Raw genomic sequence first — 24,311 nt, 5'->3', positions numbered from 1 at the left:
CATGAAAGCTGTACCTAAAGTAAATATTGACGGCCTCTATCTGGAGGACGAACTTGTGGACGATACCTTTACCGGTGTCGTCCCTTTTTATTCCCCGGCTCTACCCATTACCAATGGACCGGAGCATCTAGATACAGTTACCAATGCCTCCAATCCTAGCACCGTAGATGAACCTGTCGACCGGGAACCGGCAGGCTATATCGTCGGCATCCCAGTTCCACCCGGTTTCTTCCACCCACGCTTCGATCTTGAGGCGTGGCGGCAATACGAGGACTCGATCCAAGCAGCGGAAGCCGCCTATCAGGAGGCGATGAGGGCATGGAACTCCACTCCAGAGGAGGAGCGGGGCAACCGGCCGGTCTTGAACATTCCACCGATGCCCGCCCTATGGATCGAGGGGCTAACCCCCGAGGAGATTGAGCGAATCACTGCACCCCAGCCGCAAGCCCCAAGCGAGTTGGACTGGCTGGGCACAGAGCTGGTAGCACGGGAATTGGAGATGCTGGAGATTCGCCGGCAAAACGAAACACTCGGCGCGCAAGTCGTAGGTCTGGAGCTACGGCTGCTGTCGCTTGAAGGCAATCCATCCGAAGGAGGGGAGTTGCATGTTAGAGAACGATTTTGAACGCTTGAAATATTACTACGAAAAAAGGTGGGCGCAAAAGCCCCAGCTTCGACAGTACGTAGCGTTTGGCGTCATTACGCCAGAGGAGTACGAAGGCATTACAGGCGAGGCTTTCTGACCTCTCAAGAGCGATCAGAATCCAAAACCTTCAACGGAGAAGGCGGAATGCTGCTGAAGAAGCGGAGCGTTCGCCTTTGTCCCCGGATTTTAACCATGCTAATAAATCTTGATTAATAATCCGGGGACAACAGCGATCGGAAGCAGGATCCGCATGCGCAGTGCTGATAAGTCAACAAAGGTGAGGCAGAATCTGCATTCGCAGTGCTGATAAGCCAACAAAGGTGAGGCAGAATCTGCATGCGCAGTGCTGATAAGCCAACAAAGGTGAGGCAGGCTCCGCATACGCAGTGCTGAAACGCCAACAAAGGTGAGGCAGGCTCCGCATACGCAGTGCAGATACGCCAACATAGATGAGGCAGATCCGCATGCGCAGCGCTGATACGCCAACAAAGATGAGGCAGAATCCGCAAGCGCAGTGCAGACTAAGCCAACACAAGTTTCAAGCCCTCGGCCCGCCGAGGGCTTTTTCACCCCTTCAACCATAAAAAGGAGGAACGATTATGTATGAGCACATCGGTCAACTGTTTAAGATGCTGGTGGCTGGGACGGGTGCCGTAACCGGATATGTCTGGGGCGGCTGGTCGCTGCCGCTGCATTTGCTGCTGTGGTTCGTGGTGATCGACTGGCTGACCGGCTGGGGGGCGGCCTGGATGAATGGCGAGCTGCGGAGCCGAAAGGGCTACGCCGGCATCGCCCGGAAAATCACGATTTTTCTCATCATCGCGTTAATGCACCTGGTTGACCGGGTGCTCGGCGAGATGAACTATTTTCAAAACACGGTCATCTTCTTCTACCTGGCCAATGAGCTGTTGTCCATTCTTGAGAATGTTGGGCGGATGGGCGTACCGATTCCGCAATCGCTGCGTAATGTGGTACAGGTCTTCCAGATCAAATCGGAGGAGGGTGAGAAGAAAACCGCCGTGAAAGGAGACAAAAAGGATGAAGCCTCATGAGTTTATCGCCAAGCTTGCTCCAATTGCAACCGAGGACATGAGAAAATACGGCGTTCCCGCTTCGTTGACGCTGGCGCAAGCGATTTTGGAGTCAAACTGGGGGACGAGCGGGTTGACGCAAAAGGCCAATAATCTGTTCGGCATCAAAGGAACGGGTCCAGCTGGCAGCGTGACAATGCCGACAACGGAGTACCGGGGGAACACGCCATATACCGTCCAGGCCCAATTCCGCAAGTACAACGGCTGGCACGAATCGGTGGACGACCATACGAGACTGATTTTGAACGGAACGAGAGACAAGCCGAAGCGCTATCACGGGGTTTTATGGGCGGACTACAAGACGGCGGCCACGGAGATCTGGAAAGGCGGCTATGCGACAGATCCCAAGTATCCGCAGAAGCTGATCTCGATCATCGAACGATACTCACTGCACCGTTATGATCTGCCAAGTCCCGAGGAGGAGGAACGCATGAAAATCGAACAGTTAACGGCCGAGCTGCACAAAACACAAGAGGAACTGCGCCAGCTCGCCAACCAATACGCTTCGGCCTTGAATACATTGAGCGAGCAGGGGAGCACAATCAAGCAGTTGAATGTGAGGCTGAAGAAGCTGGAAGCCCAGCAGCCTGATCAGGTTCCGGCGTGGGCGGAGGATGCCGTGAAAGCAGCGCGGAAGGCGGGAGTGCTGAACGATCCTGACGGCAGCTTCGATTTTTATCGGATGCTCACCATCCTGCACCGCATGGGGATGTTTAGCGATTCGAAGAAGTGATCCCATCCCTGATGAGGATCGAGCTTGAGCGGCTTAAGAAGCGATATGAGGATGCTGTAATGCCATTGTGGATAGCTGCCCCTCCTGTCATGACGATGGGGGAGGCGGCTATTAAATCTTTTGAGGAGAGTTGGTTTTAGGCGCCGTAGCATAAGGAAGCACTCGAGACACAGGCGAAATCCTTCCTAATAAATTCGATACCCTGCCTGCCAATATACATACGTTCCTCTCTACCCATCCGTTATCCTACAACCTTCCCCCTAATGACCGTAGCCCGTTCAATATATTGAATATCCTGTACAAAAATTCCTTTGGGTTCCATTGGTTCCATACTCCTCCATATCCCATTCCTTACTCATTAAAAGAGTCCGTTTCGCTCCTTCAAGTTCAAAAAGACAAATAGCCCTCCTTTATGTAAGTTTATCTAACCTTCCTGAACGGGATATTTAGTTATTTTTGTAAATTTGGTCGCTCCGAGGAGATAGTATTTTTCTTTCCGATGCCGGATGGCATATAATCGGAAGTACATATCGCGTTAGAACGACTACAAATAGATAAACAGGAGTGAGGAAACATGACGCTGAAGGAGCTTAGAGAGCATCGCCAATATCCGGAGCAGACGAAGTCCGATGCCTCCCGCGCGGTGTACGAACGGGATTATTCCCGTTTGATCCATTCGCCGACGTTCCGACGGCTTCAAGGGAAATCGCAAGTGTTCGGCGCAGGAACCGGCGATTACTACCGGACACGGCTGACGCATTCGTTGGAAGTGGCGCAGATTGCCAGGGAGGCCGCAAGGAGCCTTGCCCGCAGCTACCCAGAAGTGCTGCCGGAAGCGGCAGAGAATGCAGGGCTGATGATTGACCCCGAGGTGGTGGAATGCGCGGCGATTGCCCATGATTTTGGACACCCCCCCTTCGGGCATAAAGGAGAGGAAGTGCTCCAGGGCATACTGGAAAAGCTGATTGATCGGAAGACCGAGGAGGCGCTGACGCGTCAGCCGGGAATCCCGTCGCCGGAGCAGGCGGCACAGGTGCAGCAGGCGATGCGGCGGAAATATGAGCATTTTGAAGGCAATGCGCATAATTTCCGGCTGATCATGTTCCTGGAAAAAAGAGAAAACGTAAACGGGCTCAACCTGTCCGACGCGGTGCTGCTGGGGATTAACAAGTATCCCTTCTCCGGCTTGGAGAATCCGAAGGGGATGTACCGGCACGAATGGGAGTATATCTCGCACATCCGGAAGGAGTGGGGCATTCCCGGTACCCAGCGGACGCTGGAGGCGCAGCTGATGGATTTATGCGATGACATCGCCTATTCTGCCCATGATCTGGAGGATGGGATTAAGGCAGGCAAGATTGAGGTGCATGAGCATTTTCTTCGGGACAGCCATTTGAACAAGCTGATCGTGCAGAAAATCATGACCTTGGAAGACGAGGTGTGGAAGGGCTGGACCAAGGAGCGGATCCATCCGAAGGTGGAGTCGGTGCTGGACGAGTTCCTGCGCGTCTGGAACGAGAAAATGCCGACCTGCGAGAATGATTACTCCCGCACCCGGCGCGAGGTGAAGGCTTATTGGGTCAGCCTCTTCGTAGGCAGTCTCGGTGTCATCCCGAACGGGAACTGGAAGAAGGTCACCTTCGTCAAAGACGGGGCCGAGGACGAGGACATGCTGCGGACGGTTAGTGTGCTGAAGAGCTTTGCCTGGGTGACGATGATTCGCGATCTTCGGGTGCAGCGGTTGCAAAAGCGCAGCGAGTGGATCATCAAGCGGCTGTGGGACGCCTTTCTCGATCCTGTAGCTTCGCAAGCTATTATTCCGTCCGACTGGCTCCAGCGCTATGAGGCCGACCAGAAGCGGGAGAATCCTATCTGGACGTGGGAGCATATGGTTATCGATTATATTGCGGGCATGACCGATGCCTTTGCGGAAAAAATATACAATGAGCTGTACGGGCTGAAGGTGGGATCCATCTACGACCTGGATTAAAATCGGATCGTGTGACAACCCCGATTTAATGAAGGGAAAGCGACGTGCTAAACCCTTGGAGGTGGACTTATTGAATCAATCATTGAAGCTTGGCGTCCTCGATCTCGTTCCGCGTCTTGGGGAAGGCACGTTTGAAGACGCCTTGGAGCAGGCTGCGGAATTAGCACGCTGCGCCGAAGCATGGGGCTATCATCGGTATTGGGCGGCGGAGCACCACGATCTGGAGCATTTGTCCTGTGCTTCTCCCGAAATATTGCTGTCCCATATCGGGGCGCGGACCGAGCGCATCCGGCTTGGCTCCGGCGCCGTTCTGCTGCCGCATTACAGCCCGCTCAAAGTTGCGGAAAACTTCCGCATGCTGGCAGCATTATATCCCGGCCGGATTGATCTTGGCGTCGGCCGGGCTCCCGGCGGCTCGGCCCATACGAGCATGGCGCTAAGCGGCAACTTCCTCGGCCATGTCGCCGATCTGCCGAACCGGATCCGGGCGCTGACCGAGCTGCTGGAGGACCGTTACCGGTATGAGGACGTGCCGGTTGCAGCCAAGCCGGTGCCGGGGATTGCCCCTGCGCTTTGGATGCTGGGGACCAATACGAAGAGTGCCGGCTATGCGGCCGAGTTCGGGACGGGCTACGTCTTCGGGCAGTTCATGAGCGATACGGACGGCGCCGAAGTGCTTCGATCCTACAGGGAAGCATTCAGGCAGTCGGCTCATCTGAAGAAGCCGCAAACGATCGTGGCCGTGAGCGTTATTTGCGCGGAAACGGAGGAGTTGGCCCGTGAAATGGCTACGACTGCCGCGCGTCTCGGGCAGCAGCGCAGCGGGCAGCTGGAGCGAGAGAACGTTGCTCGGCTTGGTCAAGACGGGCGTGACGGGCAGAACGAATTCGGAATGCCCGAAATAGCGGTAACTGGGAACGCAACAGCGCACAGTAGCGACAGCGGGGCAGCAGATGATGCTGGCCCGAAATCGAGGACAGCAGTTGATGGCCGGGTTGATCCGATATCCGACCGGGCCATGGAAGACCATTCGGGTGCCGGAGGATCCTTCCCTCGGATTCTAACGGGTACCGCTGAAAGCGTAAAATCGGTGCTGAAGGAAATGGCCGAGAAGTATGCGTGCGAGGAATTTCTCATCGTCACCCCGGTGGCCGATTATGCCGCGCGGCTGAAGTCGTACCGGCTCTTGATGGGGATGTAGGCATTACGGATTCTTGAATGCCGCTAAGCATTACCATGGGGGCTGATTTTCAAGAAACAAGCGGTTAAACATATATAATAGAAGAGATGATATTGTGATACGAAAAACGAACGATCGAAAGAATGAATCGGGGATATTCCCGGCGGTGGATAAGCCGACCTATATTTACATCTTCGCTTCCCATGAGACGGAGCAGGAGCTGTGCAGAATGGAGCTGCGGGCGCTGTTCGGGCACGAGCCGGATGGCGCTGACTGGTTGGAAAGTGATACCTGGATTGACCCGGACCGAAGCCCGTTCCTGACGGCTTGCGTCGAGGTTATAGCGACAGACAGCTCCATCGAGCGGCTTGCGGAACGAGCAGCGGACATCCCTCTTAACGGCGGAACTTTTAAGGTAATCGCTCTGCAGGCAGGGAATCATCATTCCTACGAAGAACTCAGGGCTATGGAGCGGATTGTAGGTGGAAGCATGAAGGGCCGGGCTGACATGAAGACGCCCGAGCATCGGTTCGGCCTGTTGACTGTTCAAGGAAGCTGGAAGCTTGGGCTGCTCCATTTTCCGCCGCGTGTCTGGCACAAGCATAAGCAGAAGCCGCAAAATTACTCGACCGGCCTCGCTTCACGGCTCGCGCGCGCTCTTGTCAATATAGCTGCGCCGGATCCACGTGCCAAGCTGCTTGACCCATGCTGCGGGATGGGCAATGTGCTGATCGAGGCGCTGTCGATGGGCATCCGCTGCGAGGGCTGTGACATCAATCCGCTTGCGGTGCGGGGAGCCAGAGTCAATCTGGCTCATTACGGGTACGATGACAGCATCGTAGCCATACGGGACATGAACACGCTGCAAGGGCATTATGAGACCGCGGTTTTGGATCTTCCCTACAATGTGTGCTCGGTATTTCCGGAAGAGGAACAACGTCGTATGCTGAACAGCCTGCGCCGCCTGGCAGACCGGGCGGTAATCGTGAGCACCGAGCCGCTGGCAGAGCAGCTGGAGGAGGCTGGATGGCAGGTGCTCGGCAGCTGCACGACCCGCAAAGCAACCTTCGTCCGAAGCATCTGGCTGTGTGAGTAGCCAGTCACCGAAGTGAAGGACCCTTACAGGCGTTGTGCTAAAGGGCAAGGGTGCTTGTCCTAAGCATTAGCTGTAACCGCGTCATCGACCGGCAGAGCTGGTTGAGCGGCGGCGGGACTAAGGCTGCTTGGAAGGGGAGCGGCGGCATCCCATTCTTCGGGAACGAAACGAAATGCTATTCCTCGGGAACGTAGCGGTATTTATCCAAATCGATCATGCCGCGATGGTTCACGCTGACCCCTTCTCCTTGAAGATACAGCTCCTGCATCATTCTGGACTCGTCATCCTGGATTGCAATTTCTCCCTTGGCATTGACGACCCGGTGCCACGGCAGCTTATGGATACGGCTGAGGGAGTGAAGGATCCGGACGACCTGCCGCGCGCCCCTCGGACTGCCAGCCAATCGGGCCACTTGCCCGTAGGTCATGACATGGCCTTCGGGAATGCTCTTAATGATCTCAATTACACGCTGCGTAAAGGGCTGCATGGGTGATCATCTAACTCCTTTTTTTAAAACATGATATCCAAAAATAAAGGACGCTGCCCGGCGGAAATCCCGCCCTGAGCGTCCTTTCGCCTTGTGCTAAAGAGAGCTGCCTTTCCGGAAGTTTCACCAGGAAAGACTAATAGGATCTGCTGTAATCAATGACATTGCGGATCAGAGTCCCGTCCTTGACGTACGATTTCAGATTGTCCAGAAAAATCTCCACAGCGCGTTCCCCGTACCGGTCGGTGTCGCCAGCCATATGCGGCGTAATAATGACGTTGTCCATCGTCCACAGCGGATGCTCGGGCGGAAGCGGCTCCTCCTCGAACACATCGAGGCCGGCTCCGGCAAGCGCGCCGGATTGGAGGGCCTGGATCATATCGCTAGTAATCACCGTTGCGCCCCGTCCCACATTAACGAAGAACGCGGAGGTCTTCATTGCGGAGAAACGCTCGTGATTAAAAATATCCTTGGTTTGGGCCGTCAGCGGTAAAATGTTGACGACGTAGTCGCCTTGGGCCAATGCCTCATCGATTTGACCTACCGTATACATCACGTCCACATGCGGATCCGGCTTGCCGGAATTCCGAACGCCGATCGTCCGCATGCCGAAAGCCTGCGCAATGCGTGCGGTATGGCTGCCGATCTGGCCGACGCCGACGATCACGATCGTTTTTCCCGCGAGCTCGGTGAAGGTTCCGGACGTATCCCAGCGCTTGTTCGTTTGCTGGCGGACGGCGAGGTGGAGATTGCGGTTGAAGGCGAGAATCATCGCAAAGATATGCTCCGTAATCGGAACGCTATGTACTCCGCTGGCGTTCGACAGCAGGATTGCTCTTTCTTCGAATTTTTTCAGGGGCAATTTATCCACGCCTGCCGACCATGCCTGAATCCATTTCAGCTTGCTGTCTTGGGCTAGTGCTTCCTCCTCGATCGTACGCGACCAGCCGACCAGAATGTCGGCGTTACGGATCATTCCCGGAGCAAGATCCTTCGCTTTGGTGACGGTCAGCTCGTAACTGGGGGCGATTTCCTTGATTTTTTGCCGCTGCTGGGGTGTAATGTCATGTAAGGCAATGATTTTAGGCATGGTACTACCTCCTTGGAATGTAATGAGAGCCTGGGCATAAATTACATCTATTTCGTTCATCTTATCAGATATTGCGGTTTTCCGCATAGCCGCTGACAATCGAAAGGAAGTGAACAGGTTTGACACACACGGATTCGAATGCGATGGATCGTCTGTTTGTTGCCGTCCATTTGTCGCCGGATGCCTCTGCAAGTCTGGCTGCATGGGCGGACAAGCTGAAGCCGCAAGCGTCGTTCCGCAAATGGGTGCATCCGCAGGATTATCATATCACCGTTCAATTTCTGGGCGATACGCCGAGGGAGCGTATTCCCGAGCTGACGGCCGGGCTTGCGGCGGCAGCTGCAGAGCATAAGCCGTTTTCCTTAGGGGTACACGATGCTGGGGTTTTTGGCGCAAGCGCATCGCCGCGAATTTTATGGGCTGGAATCCGAGGCGATCTGAACGCCCTGGCGAAGCTTCAACGCTCCGTCGTATCGAGGATGGAATCGTACGGTTTCGTACCGGAGGATCGCCCTTATCGCCCGCACATTACAATTGCCCGCAAATTTCAAGGGGATGAAAAATTTTCAATGGACATTATTGGAAGCCTTCCTGTAAACATCCAGTGGGACGTTCATGAACTGGTTCTTTTCCGAACAAATTTACATGCGGCCCCGATGTACGAAATCGTTGGAGTGGCGCGGCTTTCAACAAATTTCTGAAATTAAAAATAAAATGTTCATAAAATTACCATGTTTTCAATGCCCAAAAATGTGGTTACATAGTGTAGGAATGTGCCGACATTATAGGAGGAAAAATATGGTTATTAAACTGCTACGGCAAAATCGCTGGGTTGCGCTGCTTCTTGGTGCGCTCTTGGTGAGTTTGTCTCTTATAAGCTTGCTTGGTATGCAAACAACAGAAGGGGAGCAGCTGGAAGCGAAGCCAGGGTTTGCGATGACAGCGTTGGCTGCGGAAGGCGTCCCCAATCCTGCTGGGAATAAAGCTAAGATCATAAGTAATGGGGAACCTGTCAACATTTTATCTTCAATTGTTTACCAACCATGGAATATGAAGGGCGAAGATATGCTCTCCTTTCCTAATATAGAGCGTGGCACCACCGCCACCGGGAACCCGAATTCACAGTCTAAAGCGAAGACGGCTAAAGCGCCGAAGGCCAAGACTGCCGAGGATACAACGGGGAACAAGAAGGGGACGCATGTCGCCAAGTCACAGGCCGAAAGCCTAAAACCCCCCACAACTTTATTCTTCACGAGAACAAAGACGTTGACCCAGGATCAGAAAGACCAAGCAACCTGGACCTACGATTTGTCAGCTGAAGAACTGCTTCTGCTCCAGAAGATTGTCATGGCGGAAGCGGAAGGCGAACCGTACGAAGGCAAAGTGGCAGTTGCCAATGTTGTCTTAAACCGGCTGCGGTCAGCCAATTTTCCCGATACCATTACTGAAGTCATCTATCAAAAGCATCAATTCAGTCCTGTTGCGAACGGGCGTCTTAAGCGTGTCAACCCGAACGAAGAGACGATCAAATCCGTCAATGCGGCGCTTCATGGCCATAAGGCGGTTCAGGATGACACGTATTTTTTTCTGTCTTTAAAGCTTGCTCAGGATTTGACCGTGCATCATTCCCGAACGTTTGTGAAAAAAATAGGAAACCACTCTTTTTACAAGTAGTCCCCGAACGGGTAAACTAGGTTGTAGGAGGTGTGTTTAACGATGAAAATAACGTACTACGGCCATTCTAGCATTCTAGTGGAAGCGGGCGGAAAGAGCGTCATCATTGACCCGTTCCTATCCGGAAATCCCGGCTCCGGCATCTCGCCCAGCGATGTAAAGGTGGATGCGGTGGTGCTCACCCATGGGCATTCCGACCACTTTGGTGACTGCATTGAAATTGCCAAGAACAACGATTGTCCCATCATTGCGGTCTATGAGCTTGCCGTATATTGCGGGAACCAGGGGGTCAAATCCCATGGTATGAACATCGGGGGAAGTGCGCAGTTTGACGGCTTCAAGGTGAAGTACACCCCTGCGTTTCACTCCTCATCCATCTCGGTGGGAGACACCTGGATTTATGCAGGTCAGCCAGGCGGCGTCATCCTTACGATGGGAGGCAAACAGTTCTATCATGCGGGCGATACGAGCCTATTCGGCGATATGAAGCTGATCGGCGAGATGAATAACATCGATGCAGCCGCGCTTCCGATCGGCGATTTGCTGACGATGGGACCGGAGGATGCTCTCCTCGCGGCGCAGTGGATTCGGACCAAGCACGTCATTCCGGTGCATTACGATACGTTCCCGGGCATTCGCCAGGATGCGCAGGCATTCTGCGAGGAGCTGGCCAAAACCGGCGTATCCGGGCATCCGCTGAAGGCGGGAGAAAGCCTGGAGATTTAGATTCATTGAAGAATAGATTCATAGCAGCAAAGATTCAATATCTTAGCTATCTATAACAAAAGCTTCCCCGTCTGAATAGCGACAGGGAAGCTTTTTTATTATGCGGTCGATCGGGAATGAATCTATTAGAATAAAGCAGTTGAACATCGTGAGAATAACGATCAACCCTAAGGCTGATCCGAGACTCGTGGAGCCTCGTCGCCTATCGCTGGCAGCTGCTCATCCGTCAACAGCTCCATGACCTCCGCGGCGCAATGCTTCGGCGCCAGATGCGAGGAACGCGACTGGGCGGTGGAGGTGCGATGTTCCTGCACCTGCTCATAGTGATTGGACAGCAGATCCAGCCATTTGTCGATCACGGATGCGGAATCCAATATTTCGGCATATCCCTTGCTGACAAAGAAATTGGAGTTCTCCTCCTCCTGTCCCGGAATCGGCTCATAGAACAGCATGGGGATGCCTTTTGCCACGCCTTCCGTACAGGTCATGCCGCCCGGCTTCGTAATCAGGAGGTCGGATACGTCCATCAGCTTATGTATATCGTCACGGTAGCCCCAAACGTGGATGTTGGGGTGCTGAAAGATCGGGTCCTCGCGCATGCTTGCTACCAGCTTCTCGTTCTGGCCCATACAGAAGACGAGTTGGATATCGTCCGCTCTCGCAGCCAGCTTGCTCAGAAGCTCCTTATTGAATACGAGTCCCCAGCCCCCTCCCATGATCAGCACGGTAGGCATGCTGTTGATGCCCAGCTCCGCCTCCAGCGCCTTCCTGTCGCCGCTCTCCCAGAATTTCGGATGCACGGGTATGCCGGTCACGCGGATGAACTCCGAAGGAACTCCCCGGTGCATCAGCATCTTTTTCACATGAGGGGTAGATACCAGATATTCATCCACCTCCGAATTGACCCAGGTGCCGTGGGCATCATAATCGGTAATCAGCGTATAAAGCGGAACAGAGAGCCCTTGGCGCTTCAAACGGGAGACGACCGCGTTCGGAAACGGATGGGTGCAGATGATCAAATTCGGCTTCAGCTGCTCGATCACGCGCTCGGCCTGTGCGTAGAAAATGCGATGCAGCGCCAGCCTCGTCAAACGGTTTAACGATTTCTTATATTGCGAACGGTACAGCATCCCGACAAGGCGCGGACGGGTGCTGACGGTTTTGCGGTAAGCGGACAGAATCAACGGGCCCACCGTCGGGTTCAGAAAATTACCCAGCTCGATGACGCGGCAGTGGATCCCGGGATTCATCCGCCGGATGCCTTCAGCCAGCGCATAAGCTGCTTGCGTATGCCCCGTACCGAATCCTTCGGAAAAAAGGAGCACTCTTGGATATCGCATGATTTCACCTACTTCTTTCTCCCTCTATCTTACAGAACAGGAATCATTTTTTGAAGAGCGCTTGGAAAAAAAGAGCATGCGTCCTATATATACGCGCCGATGTGGGAAAGCATTTCAATTATTTCGTCCATCCACCACGGGGATGCGTCCTTGCCCAGACCTTTTTCTTCTATAATATAGAGATGGTTGAATAGAGCTCCCGAGGACTCTATGATCTAAATATGAAATAAACCTATTGCAAACCGGATGACAATCTGGTAAAGTAAATTTTGACCAAATGACCAAAAGTGTATTTCGGTCAGTTTTGAGAAATCGGACGAAGTGCGCTTATTACAGGAGGAGGGGTTGGCATGTCAGCTGTGGACCGTCGGAAGCAAGTGCTTGATGCGGCCTCCAAATCGTTTGCCTTGTTCGGCTACAAGGCGACGACGATGGAACAGGTGGCGAAGATCGCGAATGTGGGGAAGGGCACGATTTATACGTTTTTTACGAATAAGGATGAGCTGTTTGACGAGATTTTGCACTCGGCGATCATGGAGATGAAGCGGATGGCCGAGCGGGAAATCCGGGAGGACAGGGAATTCTTCGACAATCTGTATCGTGTGCTGGATGTCCTTCTGGAGTTCCGGAGCGAGCATGAGCTCTTCATTAAGCTCTCGCAAGAGGTCAGAGACATCGGGACCCCTAAGGCGCATGAGGGATTGACCAAGGTAGAGAATGGGATTGTCGGCTATTTGAAGGGGATTGTGGAACGCGCCATGGCAAGCGGCGAGATCAAACCGCTGGATGCCCAGGTGGTATCCTTCGTCATGCTGAAGCTGTACATTGCCCTTACAACCGATCTCAACCAGCTGCATGCCCCCCTGAGCAAAGAGCAGATCAAGGAATATATGATGGTGTTTCTGGCTGACGGGTTAAAGACCTCGAAGTAAGAAATAGAAAGGGACTCCTTTCTTGGTCTGCCGCATTTAGGAGACCTTCCGTTCACGGATAAGATCATAAGATCAGCGGGTGAATGAGGAGGTCTTCTTGGATCGGTCATTTTTTTTCGTCTCGACTGACCAAATGAGCATATTGGTCATTATGTACTGGCTTGCCATGTAATACCTCCACGAATGTGGAGCATGTCGGCATGCAACACCGTTATTTAGAGAAAAAGGGGAGAGACTCCGATGAAGTCATTATCTGTATTTGCAAAAGACATCGGCGCGGCGCTTCGTAATCCGAAAATTCTGATTCCGATCATCGCCGTGCTGTTCATACCGGTGATGTACAGCGGTATGTTTCTTGGGGCCTTCTGGGATCCATACGGGAAGATGGATGATCTTCCTGTCGCGGTCGTGAACAACGACCAGGGAGCCGTATTTGAAGGCAAGGAGCTTCAGGCAGGTAAGGACCTGGTAGCCGAGCTCAAGAAGGGTAAAGATTTTAACTGGCAGTTCGTGAACAAGAGCGAAGCCGAACAAGGAATGAAAGACAATAAGTATTACATGACGATCACCATTCCTGAGAACTTCTCGCAGCAGGCGACGACGTTAATGGATGAACACCCTCAGCCGGCCCAGATCGTATTCGAGCCGAATGAGGGCTACAACTTCCTCGCCGCCCAGATCGGCGGTACGGCAGTGAAGGAAATCCAGTCCAAGGTATCCCAGAAAGTGACGGAGGCCTATACGGAAACGCTGTTTGACCAGATCGGCAAAGTGTCGGATGGTTTGGGTGAAGCCGGAGACGGCGCATCCAAGCTGTCGGAAGGCGCGATCAAGCTTGATGACGGAGCCGTGAAGCTGAAGGAGAACCTGGCGAAGCTCGTTAGCGGAACCCAGGAGCTCCAAAACGGCTTGGCCCCTCTGACGAAAGGCGTCCAGGAGCTGAACAGCGGCGCCGGCAAGCTTAGCACGGGGGCAGGAACCCTGTCCTCGGGCTTGGAGCAGCTGAAGAGCGCTCACGGCCAGCTTACAGCCGGCGCCGAGCAAGCGAGCAAGGGCGGCGCGAAGCTGCAGGCCGGGATTGAAGCTGCAGCAACGGGCAGCGCGAAGCTGAACGAAGGCCTGCAGGCCAACCAGGCCGGTGCCGCGCAGCTGGCGGCCGGTGCGAACAGCGCTGCGGAGGGCAGCGGCAATTTGAAGGCAGGGCTTCAACAATCGCTTGAAGCTACGGCTTCCCTTGAGCAAGGGGCTAACGCGGTCGCAGACGGCCTGAAGCAGCTTGCGGAAGGGAACCCTGAGCTTGCGCAAAGTCCGGAGATGCAGAAGCTGCTGGCTGCCAGCCAATCCGTTGCTTCCGGTACTTCACAGCTGAATGCAGGCCAGAAGAAGCTGGCCGAAGGCGCAGCAGCCCTGGATCAAGGGGTGCAGCAGCTGAATGCGGGAGCGGGCAAGCTCAGCAGCGGTGCTTCGGAGCTTGCCGCAGGCGGCAAACAGCTGGCATCCGGCGGTAAGGAGCTGCTGGCCGGCGCGAAGCAGCTGAATGCAGGACAGACGCAGCTGGTTGACGGCATGAAGCTGTTTGGCACGAAGCTTGGCGAAGCGGCAGCCGGAGGCAAAGAGCTCGCAAGCGGCGCCGCAACGCTGGCACAAGGCACGCAGCAGCTGGCAGGCGGAGCAGGCAAGCTTGGCAGCGGCGTAGGCGCGCTGGCCGACGGCTCGAAGCAGCTGGACTCCGGCGCTGGTCAGCTGGTCAGCGGCATGAGCGAATTGAAGGACGGCAGCGGAGAGCTGGCCGGCAAGCTGAACGAAGCTGCCGACAAGACGGGCGATATCAAGACGACGGACGAGACCGTCACGATGTTTGCCGGACCGGTGCAGATCGATGAGCACAAGGTGAACGAAGTGCCGAACTACGGCACGGGCTTCGCGCCTTACTTCCTGTCGCTCGGCTTGTTCGTCGGGGCCTTGATCTCGACGATCATCCTGCCGATTCGCAACTCCTCCGTGCCGGATGCATCCGGCTGGAATCGATTCGTTAGCCGCACGCTTTCATTTGCCGGCATGGGCATGCTTCAGGCGCTGCTGGCGGTCATCGTCATGCTCTATGGGCTGAAGCTTGATGTACAGAACGTACCGCTATTCTACCTGTTCTCCTTCGTGACGAGCCTGTCCTTCATGTTCCTGGTTCAGGCGTTTGTCACTTGGCTGGATCAACCGGGACGCTTCGTTGTCATCGTGATTCTGATTTTCCAATTGACGACGAGCGCAGGTACCTTCCCGCTGGAGCTTATTCCGGACTGGATGAAGGTGCTGAACCCGCTGCTGCCGATGACGTACAGCGTGAAGGGGTACAAGGACGTCATATCGACGGGCAATTTCGACGGCATGTGGAGCAATACGGGCGTGCTGGCCGGATTCGGCCTCGTATTCCTGGCATTGACCGCCATTTACTTCCTGTCGAATCGCGGTGTTAAGAAATCGGTAAATACCGAGAACGCAGTATCGGCATAAGATGAAAGCAGTCACGCAGGCTTAGCAAGCTTGAAGGCCATCCAAACGATGCGCTAAAAGCGCGATAAGCAGTATCCACAAGGGGCTTTCCAAGGTCATAGGACCTGGGGAGCCTCTTTTCTGTGCTTATGATTTCACCGGGCGTCTATGGTCTGAACGCCAAGTGAGGCAGGGCAAACGGGTATGGAGGGTATTCGGAATGTTATATTTGCATTATTTTTTGCACTATTATACATGATTTCGAACATCTATCTATCACGCATTTTCTTAAAAGTAATTCTTATCATCTTCATAAAAAGTTTGAATTGCCCCCATCGTATGACGGTGATACAATAATCTGTACTAATTAAACTAACGTATCAGGTAAGGAATAACCTTTGTCCATTTTGCACTAAACTGCATCATTTCTAATCGGTGTTCTTGCTTCAGCATGGGGATCGATGCAGGGTCGTATGCTTTTAGTTCATTCAGCCGCATTTTATTCTATTACAAGAAAGGTTGCATTCTATGAAACATACCGATTTTCCCCAGAAACAGGGCCTTTATGATCCGCAGTTTGAAAAAGATGCGTGCGGTATGGGTTTCATCGCCCATATCAAGGGCAAACCGTCCCATGCAATCGTCAGCAATGCGCTTACGATGCTTGCCAACATGGAGCATCGCGGCGGTCAGGGCAGCGAGCCGAACTCCGGCGACGGCGCGGGCATCATGCTGCAAATCCCTCATGCCTTCTTCGCCGAGGAAGCGGCGAAGCTGGGCTTCGAGCTTCCTGAAGCCGGACATTACGGTGTTGGGATGCTGTTCCAGTCCCATGACCCTGAAGTTCGTGCCGCGCATGAAGACCGGCTGGCAGCGATTATTGCCGAGGAAGGCCAGGCGCTGCTCGGCTTCCGGGATGTTCCGACCAACGACGAGATGCTCGGCAAATCCGCGAAATCGGCAAAGCCGTATGTCCGTCAGGTGTTCATCGGACGGAGCGAGGACATTTCGGATGATCTTGCTTTTGAACGAAAGCTCTATATTATTCGCCGCCGAGCTGAGCTGGCGATCCGTTACAGCGGCAAGCCCGAGGGCGACAGCTTCTATGTGTCCAGCCTGTCCTGCCGCAAAATCGTTTACAAAGGCATGCTGACGACGGAGCAGGTGGGCCAGTTCTACCTCGACCTGCAGGAGGAACGCCTCGAATCGGCCATCGCGCTGATTCACTCCCGGTTCAGCACCAACACCTTCCCAAGCTGGGAGCGTGCGCATCCATACCGCTTCATGATCCATAACGGCGAGATCAACACGCTGCGCGGCAACGTGAACTGGATGCATGCCCGCCAATCTCTGTTCGAGCACGAGCTGTTCGGCAGCGATCTGGAGAAAATCAAGCCGATTATCAACCCCGACGGGTCCGATACCGGCATGTTCGACAATACGTTTGAATTCCTGTATCTCAGTGGACGCTCCCTGCCGCATGTAGCCATGATGATGGTTCCTGAGCCTTGGAGCAACCATGAGAGCATGGATGAGACGAAAAAAGCATTCTACAAATACCACAGCACCCTGATGGAGCCATGGGACGGCCCGGCGGCGATGGCCTTTACGGACGGCGTCCAGATCGGCGCAACGCTGGACCGCAACGGTCTGCGTCCGTCCCGTTATTATGTAACGAAGGACGATCTGATCATCCTCTCCTCCGAAGCGGGGGTATTGGATATTCCGCCGGAGAACGTCCTGTACAAGGACCGTCTGCGTCCGGGACGGATGCTGCTTGTAGACACCAAGGAAGGCCGCATCATCTCCGACGAGGAGGTCAAGGCGGCGATCGCGGCCGAGCTGCCGTACGGGGATTGGCTGGAGGAGCATCTGGTCGAGCTTCATGATCTTCCGGATGCGCCGGAGGCTCCGGAGCCGAAGCACGAGAACGTGCGCCAGCTTCAGCAAGCCTTCGGCTACACGTACGAGGAGCTGCGCAAAGTTCTGGAGCCGATGGCGATTACCGGTGCCGAAGCCATCGCTTCCATGGGATACGATGCGCCTCTGGCGGTGTTGTCCGAGCGCCCGCAGCGCTTGTTCAATTACTTCAAGCAAATGTTCGCCCAGGTTACGAATCCGCCGATTGACGCCATCCGGGAGGAGCTGATTACCTCGACCGCCACGACGATCGGGCCGGAGCGGAACCTGCTGAAGCCGGAGCCGGAGAGCTGCCGCCATATCCTTCTCGATTCGCCGGTGCTGTCCAATGAGGACTTCGCGAAGCTGCGCCATGTTCGCCGTCCGGGCTTTAAATCGATGACGATTCCGATCTTCTTCCCGGCGGCCGAAGGGGCCGAGGGGCTTCGGAGAGCGATCGATACGATGTGCGAAGCGGCGGACCGTGTCATCTCGAAGGGCCATAATATTCTGATTCTGTCCGACCGCGGCGTCGACAAGGACAATGCGGCCATTCCTTCGCTGCTTGCCGTCTCGGCGCTGCATCATCACCTGATCCGTCAAGGGACGCGGACCAAGGTTGCGATTATGCTGGAATCCGGCGAGCCGCGGGAAGTGCACCATTACGCGCTCCTGCTCGGCTACGGCGTGAGCGCCGTCAATCCGTACCTCGCGTTCCAAACGCTGGACGATATGATCCGGGAGGGCATGCTTCGCGGCATTTCCCATGAGAAGGCCGTGAAGAACTATATTAAAGCGGCAAGCAAGGGCGTCGTGAAGGTTCTGTCCAAAATGGGGATCTCGACCATCCAGTCCTACCGCGGCGCACAGATTTTCGAGGCGGTCGGCCTGAAGGAAGACTTTGTCGAGAAATACTTTACCCGCACGCCTTCCCGCATCGGCGGAATCGGGCTTGAGGAGGTCGCGCTCGAGGCGCTGGCCCATCATGAACGCGCCTTTAGCGATAAGGACGGCAATGATAAAGTGCTGGATTCGGCCGGTGAATACCAGTGGCGGGCTGACGGGGAAGAGCATCTGTTCAATCCGAGAACGATTCATTTGCTGCAGCAGGCGGTACGTACGGGCGATTACGCCACCTACAAGAAGTATGCCGAGCTGGTGCAGGGCGAGAACGAAGCGCATCTGACGCTGCGGGCTCTTCTGAAGCTCAAGCCAGCGGGCGCACCGGTTCCGCTTGATGAGGTAGAGTCGGCTGCGTCGATCATGCGTCGCTTCAAGACCGGCGCGATGTCGTTCGGTTCCATCAGCAAGGAGGCCCACGAAAGCCTGGCCATCGGGATGAACCGCATCGGCGGCAAGAGCAATACCGGCGAGGGCGGTGAAGATCCTGCACGCTTCGTGCCGGATGCAAACGGCGATTCCCGCCGCAGCGCGATCAAGCAGGTGGCATCGGGCCGCTTCGGGGTAACGTCCAACTACCTGGTGAACGCGGACGAGATCCAGATCAAGATGGCTCAAGGCGCGAAGCCGGGTGAGGGAGGACAGCTGCCTGGGCGTAAAGTATATCCTTGGGTGGCTGAGGTTCGCGGCTCCACGCCGGGGGTTGGCCTCATTTCGCCGCCGCCGCATCATGATATTTATTCGATCGAGGATTTGGCGGAGCTCATCTATGATTTGAAGAACGCGAACCCGCGTGCGGACATCAACGTGAAGCTGGTGTCGGAGGTCGGGGTCGGCACGATCGCTGCAGGTGTGGCGAAGGGCCGGGCGGATATCATTCTGATCAGCGGTTACGACGGCGGCACAGGCGCTTCGCCGCAGGGCTCCATTCGCCATGCCGGCATGCCGTGGGAGCTGGGGCTGGCGGAAACCCACCAGACGCTGATCATGAACAACCTGCGCGACCGTGTCGTGCTGGAGACGGACGGCAAGATGCTGAACGGACGCGACCTCGTTGTGGCCGCTTTGCTCGGGGCTGAGGAATACGGGTTCTCGACGGCGCCGCTCGTGGCGATCGGCTGCATTATGATGCGGGTATGTCAGATGGACACCTGCCCGGTCGGCGTAGCGACCCAAAATCCGGAGCTGCGCAAGAACTTTACGGGAGACCCGGAGCATGTCGCCAACTTTATGCGCTTTGTCGCTGAAGATATGCGTGAAATTATGGCGGAGCTCGGCTTCCGCACCGTGGATGAAATGATTGGGCGCACCGATTGCCTGGATGCCGTGAAGGCCGATGATCATTGGAAGAAGAAGGGCGTCGACATCTCGGCGTTGCTGTATACGCCGGAGCTTCCGGAAGGCAGCACGCGATATCGCTCCCAAAGGCAGAACCATGGGCTAGAGCAGACGCTCGATATGCGTTCCCTTCTGGAAGCCGCCCAGCCTGCGCTGGAAAGCGGCACTCCGGTGGAAGGCACGTTCCCGATCACGAACGTGGATCGCGCCGTAGGCACCATTCTGGGCAGCGAGGTCACGCGCAAATACGGAGCTGCCGGATTGCCGGAGGACACGATCCGATTCAGCTTTACCGGATCGGCTGGTCAAAGCTTCGGCGCATTCGTGCCGAAGGGAATGACGCTGACGGTAGAGGGCGATGCCAATGACTACATCGGCAAAGGCCTGTCCGGAGGCAAGCTCATCGTGAAGCCTTCTCCGAAAGCGACCTTTAAAGCGGAGGAGAACATCATAGCCGGAAATACCGCATTTTACGGAGCCACCGGCGGCGAAGCTTATATCCGGGGAATTGCAGGCGAACGCTTCGCGGTTCGTAACTCCGGCGCTAGCATCGTCGTAGAGGGCGTAGGCGACCACGGCTGCGAATATATGACCGGCGGCCGGGTGGTCGTGCTTGGCGAGACGGGACGCAACTTCGCGGCCGGGATGTCGGGCGGCGTCGCTTACGTCTATGATCCGGAAGGAGCCTTCGTCCAGCGCTGCAACCTGGAGATGGTGCTGCTTGAGCGGGTGGAGGAGCCGAAGGAGAAGGACATTCTGTTCCGTATGATTCAGCAGCACTCCATCCACACGGACAGCGTGCCTGCCCAGCAGATTCTCGGGGAATGGGATGAGGCGGTTCAGCGCTTTGTCCGGGTCATTCCGAAGGATTACAAGCGGATGCTGCAGCAGATCGAGAAGGCGGAAGCCCAAGGCTTGGCGGGCGAAGCCGCGCTGCTTGCTGCGTTCGAAGCGAATATGAAAGAGTTGGCTCGCTCCGGCAGCTAAAAGGCCTATAAGACTTTTTACGTATAAAAAAGCTGCATTGTGTTCTTTAATCAGAATACAATGCGGCTTTTTTCATATATAAGAAAACGGTAAGGCTGCACTGCACACTAGTACATGACGAAGGGGCGGCGAACCTCAATATTCGACAAAAATAGAAGCTTTGTCGGAGGACAATGCTTCCACCAGACGACACCATCATAAGGAAGGGTCCGCTATAATATTGGTAAGTAAGTTGTTTGTCGGTGAATCGTACATAACAACGTTGAAGAGCAGTAAGGGATGGATTAGGGAATATAGTAGATAGGAGAGTCGTTTAAGAAAATGAGTATGGACAAGGAGAGAAGCTCAGGAAGCACCGAGCAGAAGCTTGACCGACCGAAGACGGATCTGGACATTCACAAGCTCATGATCCAATTAGGAATCCATCCTGAAAAATGGCTGCAGGCAAAGGAGCGTCAACAAGGACAATAACACGGTCAACATATGTGAATACTGTTGCACAAAAATCCCCGGCGGACGGATCGATAGGATCAAATCCGCCGGGGATTTCGTTGATTTGCCGTGCAGGCGGCAAATGGGAATGGAAGAATAAAGCCGGGAAACCCCTTATTTCATGGAGCGCTCCATTCGCACAAAAGCGATGAACCGCTTGGCTTCTTCCTCCGTCAGCTTGCGACCATCGATCGTGAGATTAAAGCGCTCCAGCAGATCGTCGTCGGAAAGCTCCAACTGGTCGACAAACTCACGTACCTCCGGCTCCAGGACTGCTTTGGGCAGTGCCGTTCGTCCGATGAGATAATCTATCGATACGTCAAAGAGGTCTGCAAGGCGGGTCAATGTTTCAAAATCCGGTTTGCGCCGGTTTTTTTCATAATGGGATAGTGCCGCACGAGTGATTCCGACAGAAGCAGCAAGCTCTTCTTGGGTCCATCCCCGCTGTTCGCGTAATTCAGAGATTCGTTCTCCGTAGTTCATATGCATTGATCCCCCTTTCGATGGAGTGTTTGTATCTATAGAAGCTGATTGCATCGATCTGTCATCTAGATGCCTGTGACCGAAATTATGGGAAAATCGGTATTATGCGGTTGACTAGATACAATATGTATCGTATTATGTTGAGTAGTAATGACAGATACGATTCGTATCTGCAAATCGGTCAATGGGTGACATTTAGTATCATTTTATCCAGCAAGGAAACGTCCCATACCAAAAAAATCGATAAGGGATGGCGGAGATATCTTATCATGTTACACGAACGGCAGCACCAAATCACCGTTAGCATTCGCCTGCTGCGAATCGGAGAGATGACCATTCATGGGAAAAGCCACCCGGTTACTCCGCTTGAGCTGGTTCCGAATGGGCTGGTATTCCTATGTCCGTGGAAAATCCCAATACAATCTAATGTTTTACTCGGTTATGTGATTGACGATCGGGTGGACCATCTTCTGTTAACAGGAACTCTTGAGGATCGGGGGCTCTTTCAAGGTCATTATATGTACCGGTTGGAGTTTGAAGCGGACCGCGAACAGAAAAGCCGGATCATCGGTATGCTGAACAGAATGATGCTCCAAGAACTCCAGCCAAGCAGGCTAAAATTGTACAGCTGAAAAAATACCGGACATCCCAGACATGACCGCTGACAAAAAAACTTATGACTTAAGATGTGATATACGAACTTCGGCTCATTGTTATTCTACTATATTTACGATGCCCGGTCATTAGTTCTTTTACCTTAAATCAGAGCGTCCTATATGGCGAAAACCTTGACGATTTAGCTCGTAACGGCATTTACATGACCCATGCGAACTACTCTCCCGATACCCCTTTTTGGCGTGAATCATGATTGATTCAGCTATAATCCACGCAATGCTCCTCCTCATAATACGACAGAATAAGTTGCAAATCGACAGATTTCGAGCGAGGCATTTTGTTATTGTATGTTGGCCTTATAATCGTGGTGATTTATTAGGAGGGCAGCTTCGAATGAGAATATGGAGAAAATGGTGGGTGTGGCTGCTCATCGTTCTTGTGGTTGTCCCTGCGGGTTATATGACGTATGTGTACCAGTCCATCAAATCGACAGCGAATCAAATTTACGAGGAACGAGAGGAAGGATTGCCGCCGGTAGTGCCAGTGTCTACTGTCGAGCAGAATGTCCCCGTCAAGCCGGATAAATTGAAGAATGCGGATCAGCCGGTCCCGTTTACGGTGCTTATGCTTGGGGTGGATGAACGACCGAACGACAGGGGGCGCTCGGATACGTTGATGCTGATGGCCGTGAACCCTGCCAAGGGCTCGATCATGATGTTCAATGTTCCGAGGGATACCCGAACGAGCATCGTCGGCCATGGCAAGGTTGACAAAATCAATCATGCATACGCCTTTGGCGGTGTAGATATGTCGATTCGTTCGGTCGAGAACTTCCTTCAGTATCCGATTGATTATTACGTTAAAGTCAATATGGAAGGCTTCTCGCAGATCATTGATTCCCTCGGCGGCGTAACGGTACGCAACCAAATGGAATTTGATTATGCGGGCTATCATTTCGGCGAAGGCATTCTGAAGCTGAGCGGGGAGGAGGCTTTGGCCTATTCACGGATGCGTTTCGAAGACCCCAAGGGAGATCTGGGGAGAAACGCTAGGCAGCGGGAGATCATCAAAGGAATCCTCGATAACGCGATGAGGATAACGACGGTGTTCAAGCTCGAGGCACTGCTGGATGATGTCGGGGGCAGTGTCAAAACGGATATATCCTTTGATGAGATGAAACGGTTCGTCACCGATTATCTTCAGAAGCTGGATCGGATCGATCAGGTGGAGATCCAGGGGCGCGGCCAGACCATTGACGGAATATGGTACTACATTGTCGATCAGAACGAGAAGGAACGCATTCATTCTCTGCTTAGTGATTTTATGGGGGGCTAGGGCGCGTGTCCTTATCTGGCCTTAGACAACGAAGAGGTTCATGAGGAAAAGGAGGTGCAGGTTAACTGCCTCACCGCCGTTTCCTCTTTTTTATTCGGTAAAATAGGAGCGCTTTCATTGGAAGCCGGATGCTTGGTCCAGACTGCCTTGTTCCTGTATTCCATCCTCTCTTAGCCGGAAGCTAGCGTCCGATAATTTTATCGATCGTGGTCTCGAATATGTCCGCTAGACGCGTCAGAGTCTCCAGATTGGGTTTTCTTCGGTTTTGTTCGTAATGCGATAGGGATGCACGGCTAATTCCTATTAACTCTGACAGCTCTTCTTGAGTCCATCCTTTCTGTTCCCGCAGTTTCGCTATGCGAGATCCATATGTCATTCATATTCACCTCACTACACTCATCAAGGATTTTAAAGAAATCAATGACTTGCTTCTAGGTTTATCATGATACAAAATGTATCCTAAAATAGGAATATCGTCAATACATATTGTATCAAAGTGTTAAAAATGAAACAAATTGTATCAAAGAATATCGCGAGCCATTTTTTTCTGTTTTATTTGACAAAGGTCAGCATATTTTATAATATTTTTGGTGTGGATACAAAATGTATCATGACGAGATGAGCATAACAGCTTATGAATCCCGGAAAGGAGATGACGGGATGAGTAAAGGGTTGATGTATTGTGTCAGCTGCTGCCGAATACTGCCCGTGATGGAAAGCTACACTTTGTATAGAACCGGATTTTATAAGCATAATGTCCCTGCGGGGATGTGCAAGGAATGCCAGGCGG

General features: G+C 53.8%; 20 protein-coding genes and 1 pseudogene. 16 read left to right on the top strand and 5 right to left on the bottom strand.

From position 1 onward, the window contains the following. Position 1 precedes the first annotated feature (1 nt). The 7 genes from NST08_RS24155 to NST08_RS24125 all read left to right on the top strand — a co-directional run bounded on the left by NST08_RS24155 (position 2) and on the right by NST08_RS24125 (position 6,736). Positions 2–625: a hypothetical protein gene (locus tag NST08_RS24155; protein WP_210094520.1), complete on the top strand. Its 624-nt coding sequence runs from the start codon at positions 2–4 to the stop codon at positions 623–625. Continuing rightward, positions 606–743 carry an XkdX family protein gene (locus tag NST08_RS24150; protein WP_210094519.1) on the top strand — a complete coding sequence of 46 codons (138 nt, stop codon included), beginning with the start codon at positions 606–608 and terminating at the stop codon, positions 741–743. The genes NST08_RS24155 and NST08_RS24150 overlap by 20 nt, the downstream gene beginning before the upstream one ends. A 502-nt stretch (positions 744–1,245) precedes the next feature. Continuing rightward, entirely contained in the window at positions 1,246–1,698 is a 453-nt protein-coding gene (locus NST08_RS24145) for a phage holin family protein (protein WP_007132069.1), read from the top strand. After that, positions 1,685–2,470: a glycoside hydrolase family 73 protein gene (locus NST08_RS24140; RefSeq protein WP_341342370.1), complete on the top strand. Its 786-nt coding sequence runs from the start codon at positions 1,685–1,687 to the stop codon at positions 2,468–2,470. The genes NST08_RS24145 and NST08_RS24140 overlap by 14 nt, the downstream gene beginning before the upstream one ends. Positions 2,471–3,044: 574 nt before the next feature. Then, complete coding sequence (locus NST08_RS24135) at positions 3,045–4,460, top strand: deoxyguanosinetriphosphate triphosphohydrolase family protein (protein ID WP_077568024.1); 1,416 nt, start codon at positions 3,045–3,047, stop codon at positions 4,458–4,460. Positions 4,461–4,530: 70 nt separating this feature from the next. Further along, positions 4,531–5,661 carry an MsnO8 family LLM class oxidoreductase gene (locus NST08_RS24130; protein WP_341342369.1) on the top strand — a complete coding sequence of 377 codons (1,131 nt, stop codon included), beginning with the start codon at positions 4,531–4,533 and terminating at the stop codon, positions 5,659–5,661. A 97-nt stretch (positions 5,662–5,758) separates the two neighbouring features. Next, complete coding sequence (locus tag NST08_RS24125; protein ID WP_341342654.1) at positions 5,759–6,736, top strand: TRM11 family SAM-dependent methyltransferase; 978 nt, start codon at positions 5,759–5,761, stop codon at positions 6,734–6,736. Between the two features lie 175 nt (positions 6,737–6,911). Here the strand turns inward: NST08_RS24125 and NST08_RS24120 are convergent, their stop codons facing one another. After that, positions 6,912–7,223, bottom strand: a complete 312-nt coding sequence (locus tag NST08_RS24120; protein ID WP_007132074.1) for an MGMT family protein — start codon at positions 7,221–7,223, stop codon at positions 6,912–6,914. A 136-nt stretch (positions 7,224–7,359) separates the two neighbouring features. Further along, on the bottom strand, positions 7,360–8,313 hold the full coding sequence (locus NST08_RS24115) for a D-2-hydroxyacid dehydrogenase (RefSeq protein ID WP_341342368.1): 954 nt from the start codon (positions 8,311–8,313) through the stop codon (positions 7,360–7,362). A 119-nt stretch (positions 8,314–8,432) separates the two neighbouring features. On the opposite strand from NST08_RS24115, the gene thpR reads away from it, so the two are divergent. The 3 genes from thpR (at position 8,433) to NST08_RS24100 (ending at position 10,713) form a co-directional block, all read left to right on the top strand. Then, on the top strand, positions 8,433–9,014 hold the full coding sequence (gene thpR, locus NST08_RS24110) for an RNA 2',3'-cyclic phosphodiesterase (protein WP_210094513.1): 582 nt from the start codon (positions 8,433–8,435) through the stop codon (positions 9,012–9,014). Positions 9,015–9,111: 97 nt separating this feature from the next. Further along, complete coding sequence (locus NST08_RS24105; RefSeq protein ID WP_007132077.1) at positions 9,112–9,987, top strand: cell wall hydrolase; 876 nt, start codon at positions 9,112–9,114, stop codon at positions 9,985–9,987. Between the two features lie 42 nt (positions 9,988–10,029). Then, positions 10,030–10,713: a metal-dependent hydrolase gene (locus NST08_RS24100; RefSeq protein ID WP_210094512.1), complete on the top strand. Its 684-nt coding sequence runs from the start codon at positions 10,030–10,032 to the stop codon at positions 10,711–10,713. A gap of 167 nt (positions 10,714–10,880) precedes the next feature. Here NST08_RS24100 and NST08_RS24095 read toward each other — a convergent pair whose 3' ends face one another. Continuing rightward, complete coding sequence (locus NST08_RS24095) at positions 10,881–12,053, bottom strand: MGDG synthase family glycosyltransferase (RefSeq protein ID WP_210094511.1); 1,173 nt, start codon at positions 12,051–12,053, stop codon at positions 10,881–10,883. A 350-nt stretch (positions 12,054–12,403) separates the two neighbouring features. Between NST08_RS24095 and NST08_RS24090 the strand changes: the two genes are divergently transcribed. The 4 genes from NST08_RS24090 to NST08_RS24075 all read left to right on the top strand — a co-directional run bounded on the left by NST08_RS24090 (position 12,404) and on the right by NST08_RS24075 (position 21,067). Beyond that, a complete protein-coding gene (locus NST08_RS24090) occupies positions 12,404–12,985 on the top strand; it encodes a TetR/AcrR family transcriptional regulator (RefSeq protein ID WP_028405882.1) in 582 nt (193 codons plus the stop codon). A 240-nt stretch (positions 12,986–13,225) separates the two neighbouring features. After that, on the top strand, positions 13,226–15,493 hold the full coding sequence (locus NST08_RS24085; RefSeq protein ID WP_341342367.1) for a YhgE/Pip domain-containing protein: 2,268 nt from the start codon (positions 13,226–13,228) through the stop codon (positions 15,491–15,493). 507 nt (positions 15,494–16,000) lie between these two features. Continuing rightward, positions 16,001–20,596 (top strand): glutamate synthase large subunit, encoded by a 4,596-nt coding sequence (gene gltB, locus NST08_RS24080; RefSeq protein ID WP_007132314.1) that lies wholly within the window; start codon positions 16,001–16,003, stop codon positions 20,594–20,596. A 321-nt stretch (positions 20,597–20,917) separates the two neighbouring features. Then, the gene (locus tag NST08_RS24075) at positions 20,918–21,067 is read left to right on the top strand and encodes a hypothetical protein (protein WP_007132315.1); all 150 of its coding nucleotides are present in this window, start codon (positions 20,918–20,920) and stop codon (positions 21,065–21,067) included. A 135-nt stretch (positions 21,068–21,202) separates the two neighbouring features. On the opposite strand, the gene NST08_RS24070 is transcribed toward NST08_RS24075, so the two are convergent. Beyond that, positions 21,203–21,571, bottom strand: a complete 369-nt coding sequence (locus NST08_RS24070) for a helix-turn-helix domain-containing protein (protein ID WP_007132316.1) — start codon at positions 21,569–21,571, stop codon at positions 21,203–21,205. A 269-nt stretch (positions 21,572–21,840) separates the two neighbouring features. Here NST08_RS24070 and NST08_RS24065 point away from each other — a divergent pair, with 269 nt between their 5' ends. After that, complete coding sequence (locus tag NST08_RS24065; RefSeq protein ID WP_138919355.1) at positions 21,841–22,203, top strand: YceI family protein; 363 nt, start codon at positions 21,841–21,843, stop codon at positions 22,201–22,203. A gap of 376 nt (positions 22,204–22,579) precedes the next feature. Next, positions 22,580–23,521: an LCP family glycopolymer transferase gene (locus NST08_RS24060; protein ID WP_028405885.1), complete on the top strand. Its 942-nt coding sequence runs from the start codon at positions 22,580–22,582 to the stop codon at positions 23,519–23,521. 184 nt (positions 23,522–23,705) lie between these two features. Here the strand turns inward: NST08_RS24060 and NST08_RS24055 are convergent. Continuing rightward, positions 23,706–23,897 (bottom strand): annotated as a pseudogene (locus NST08_RS24055) (helix-turn-helix domain-containing protein); the annotation flags it as partial. Positions 23,898–24,311 lie beyond the last annotated feature (414 nt).

This window comes from Paenibacillus sp. FSL K6-1566, assembly GCF_038050475.1.
Classification (GTDB): Bacteria; Bacillota; Bacilli; order Paenibacillales; family Paenibacillaceae; genus Paenibacillus_AQ; species Paenibacillus_AQ lactis.
This window is presented reverse-complemented; position numbering and strand designations above follow the sequence as displayed.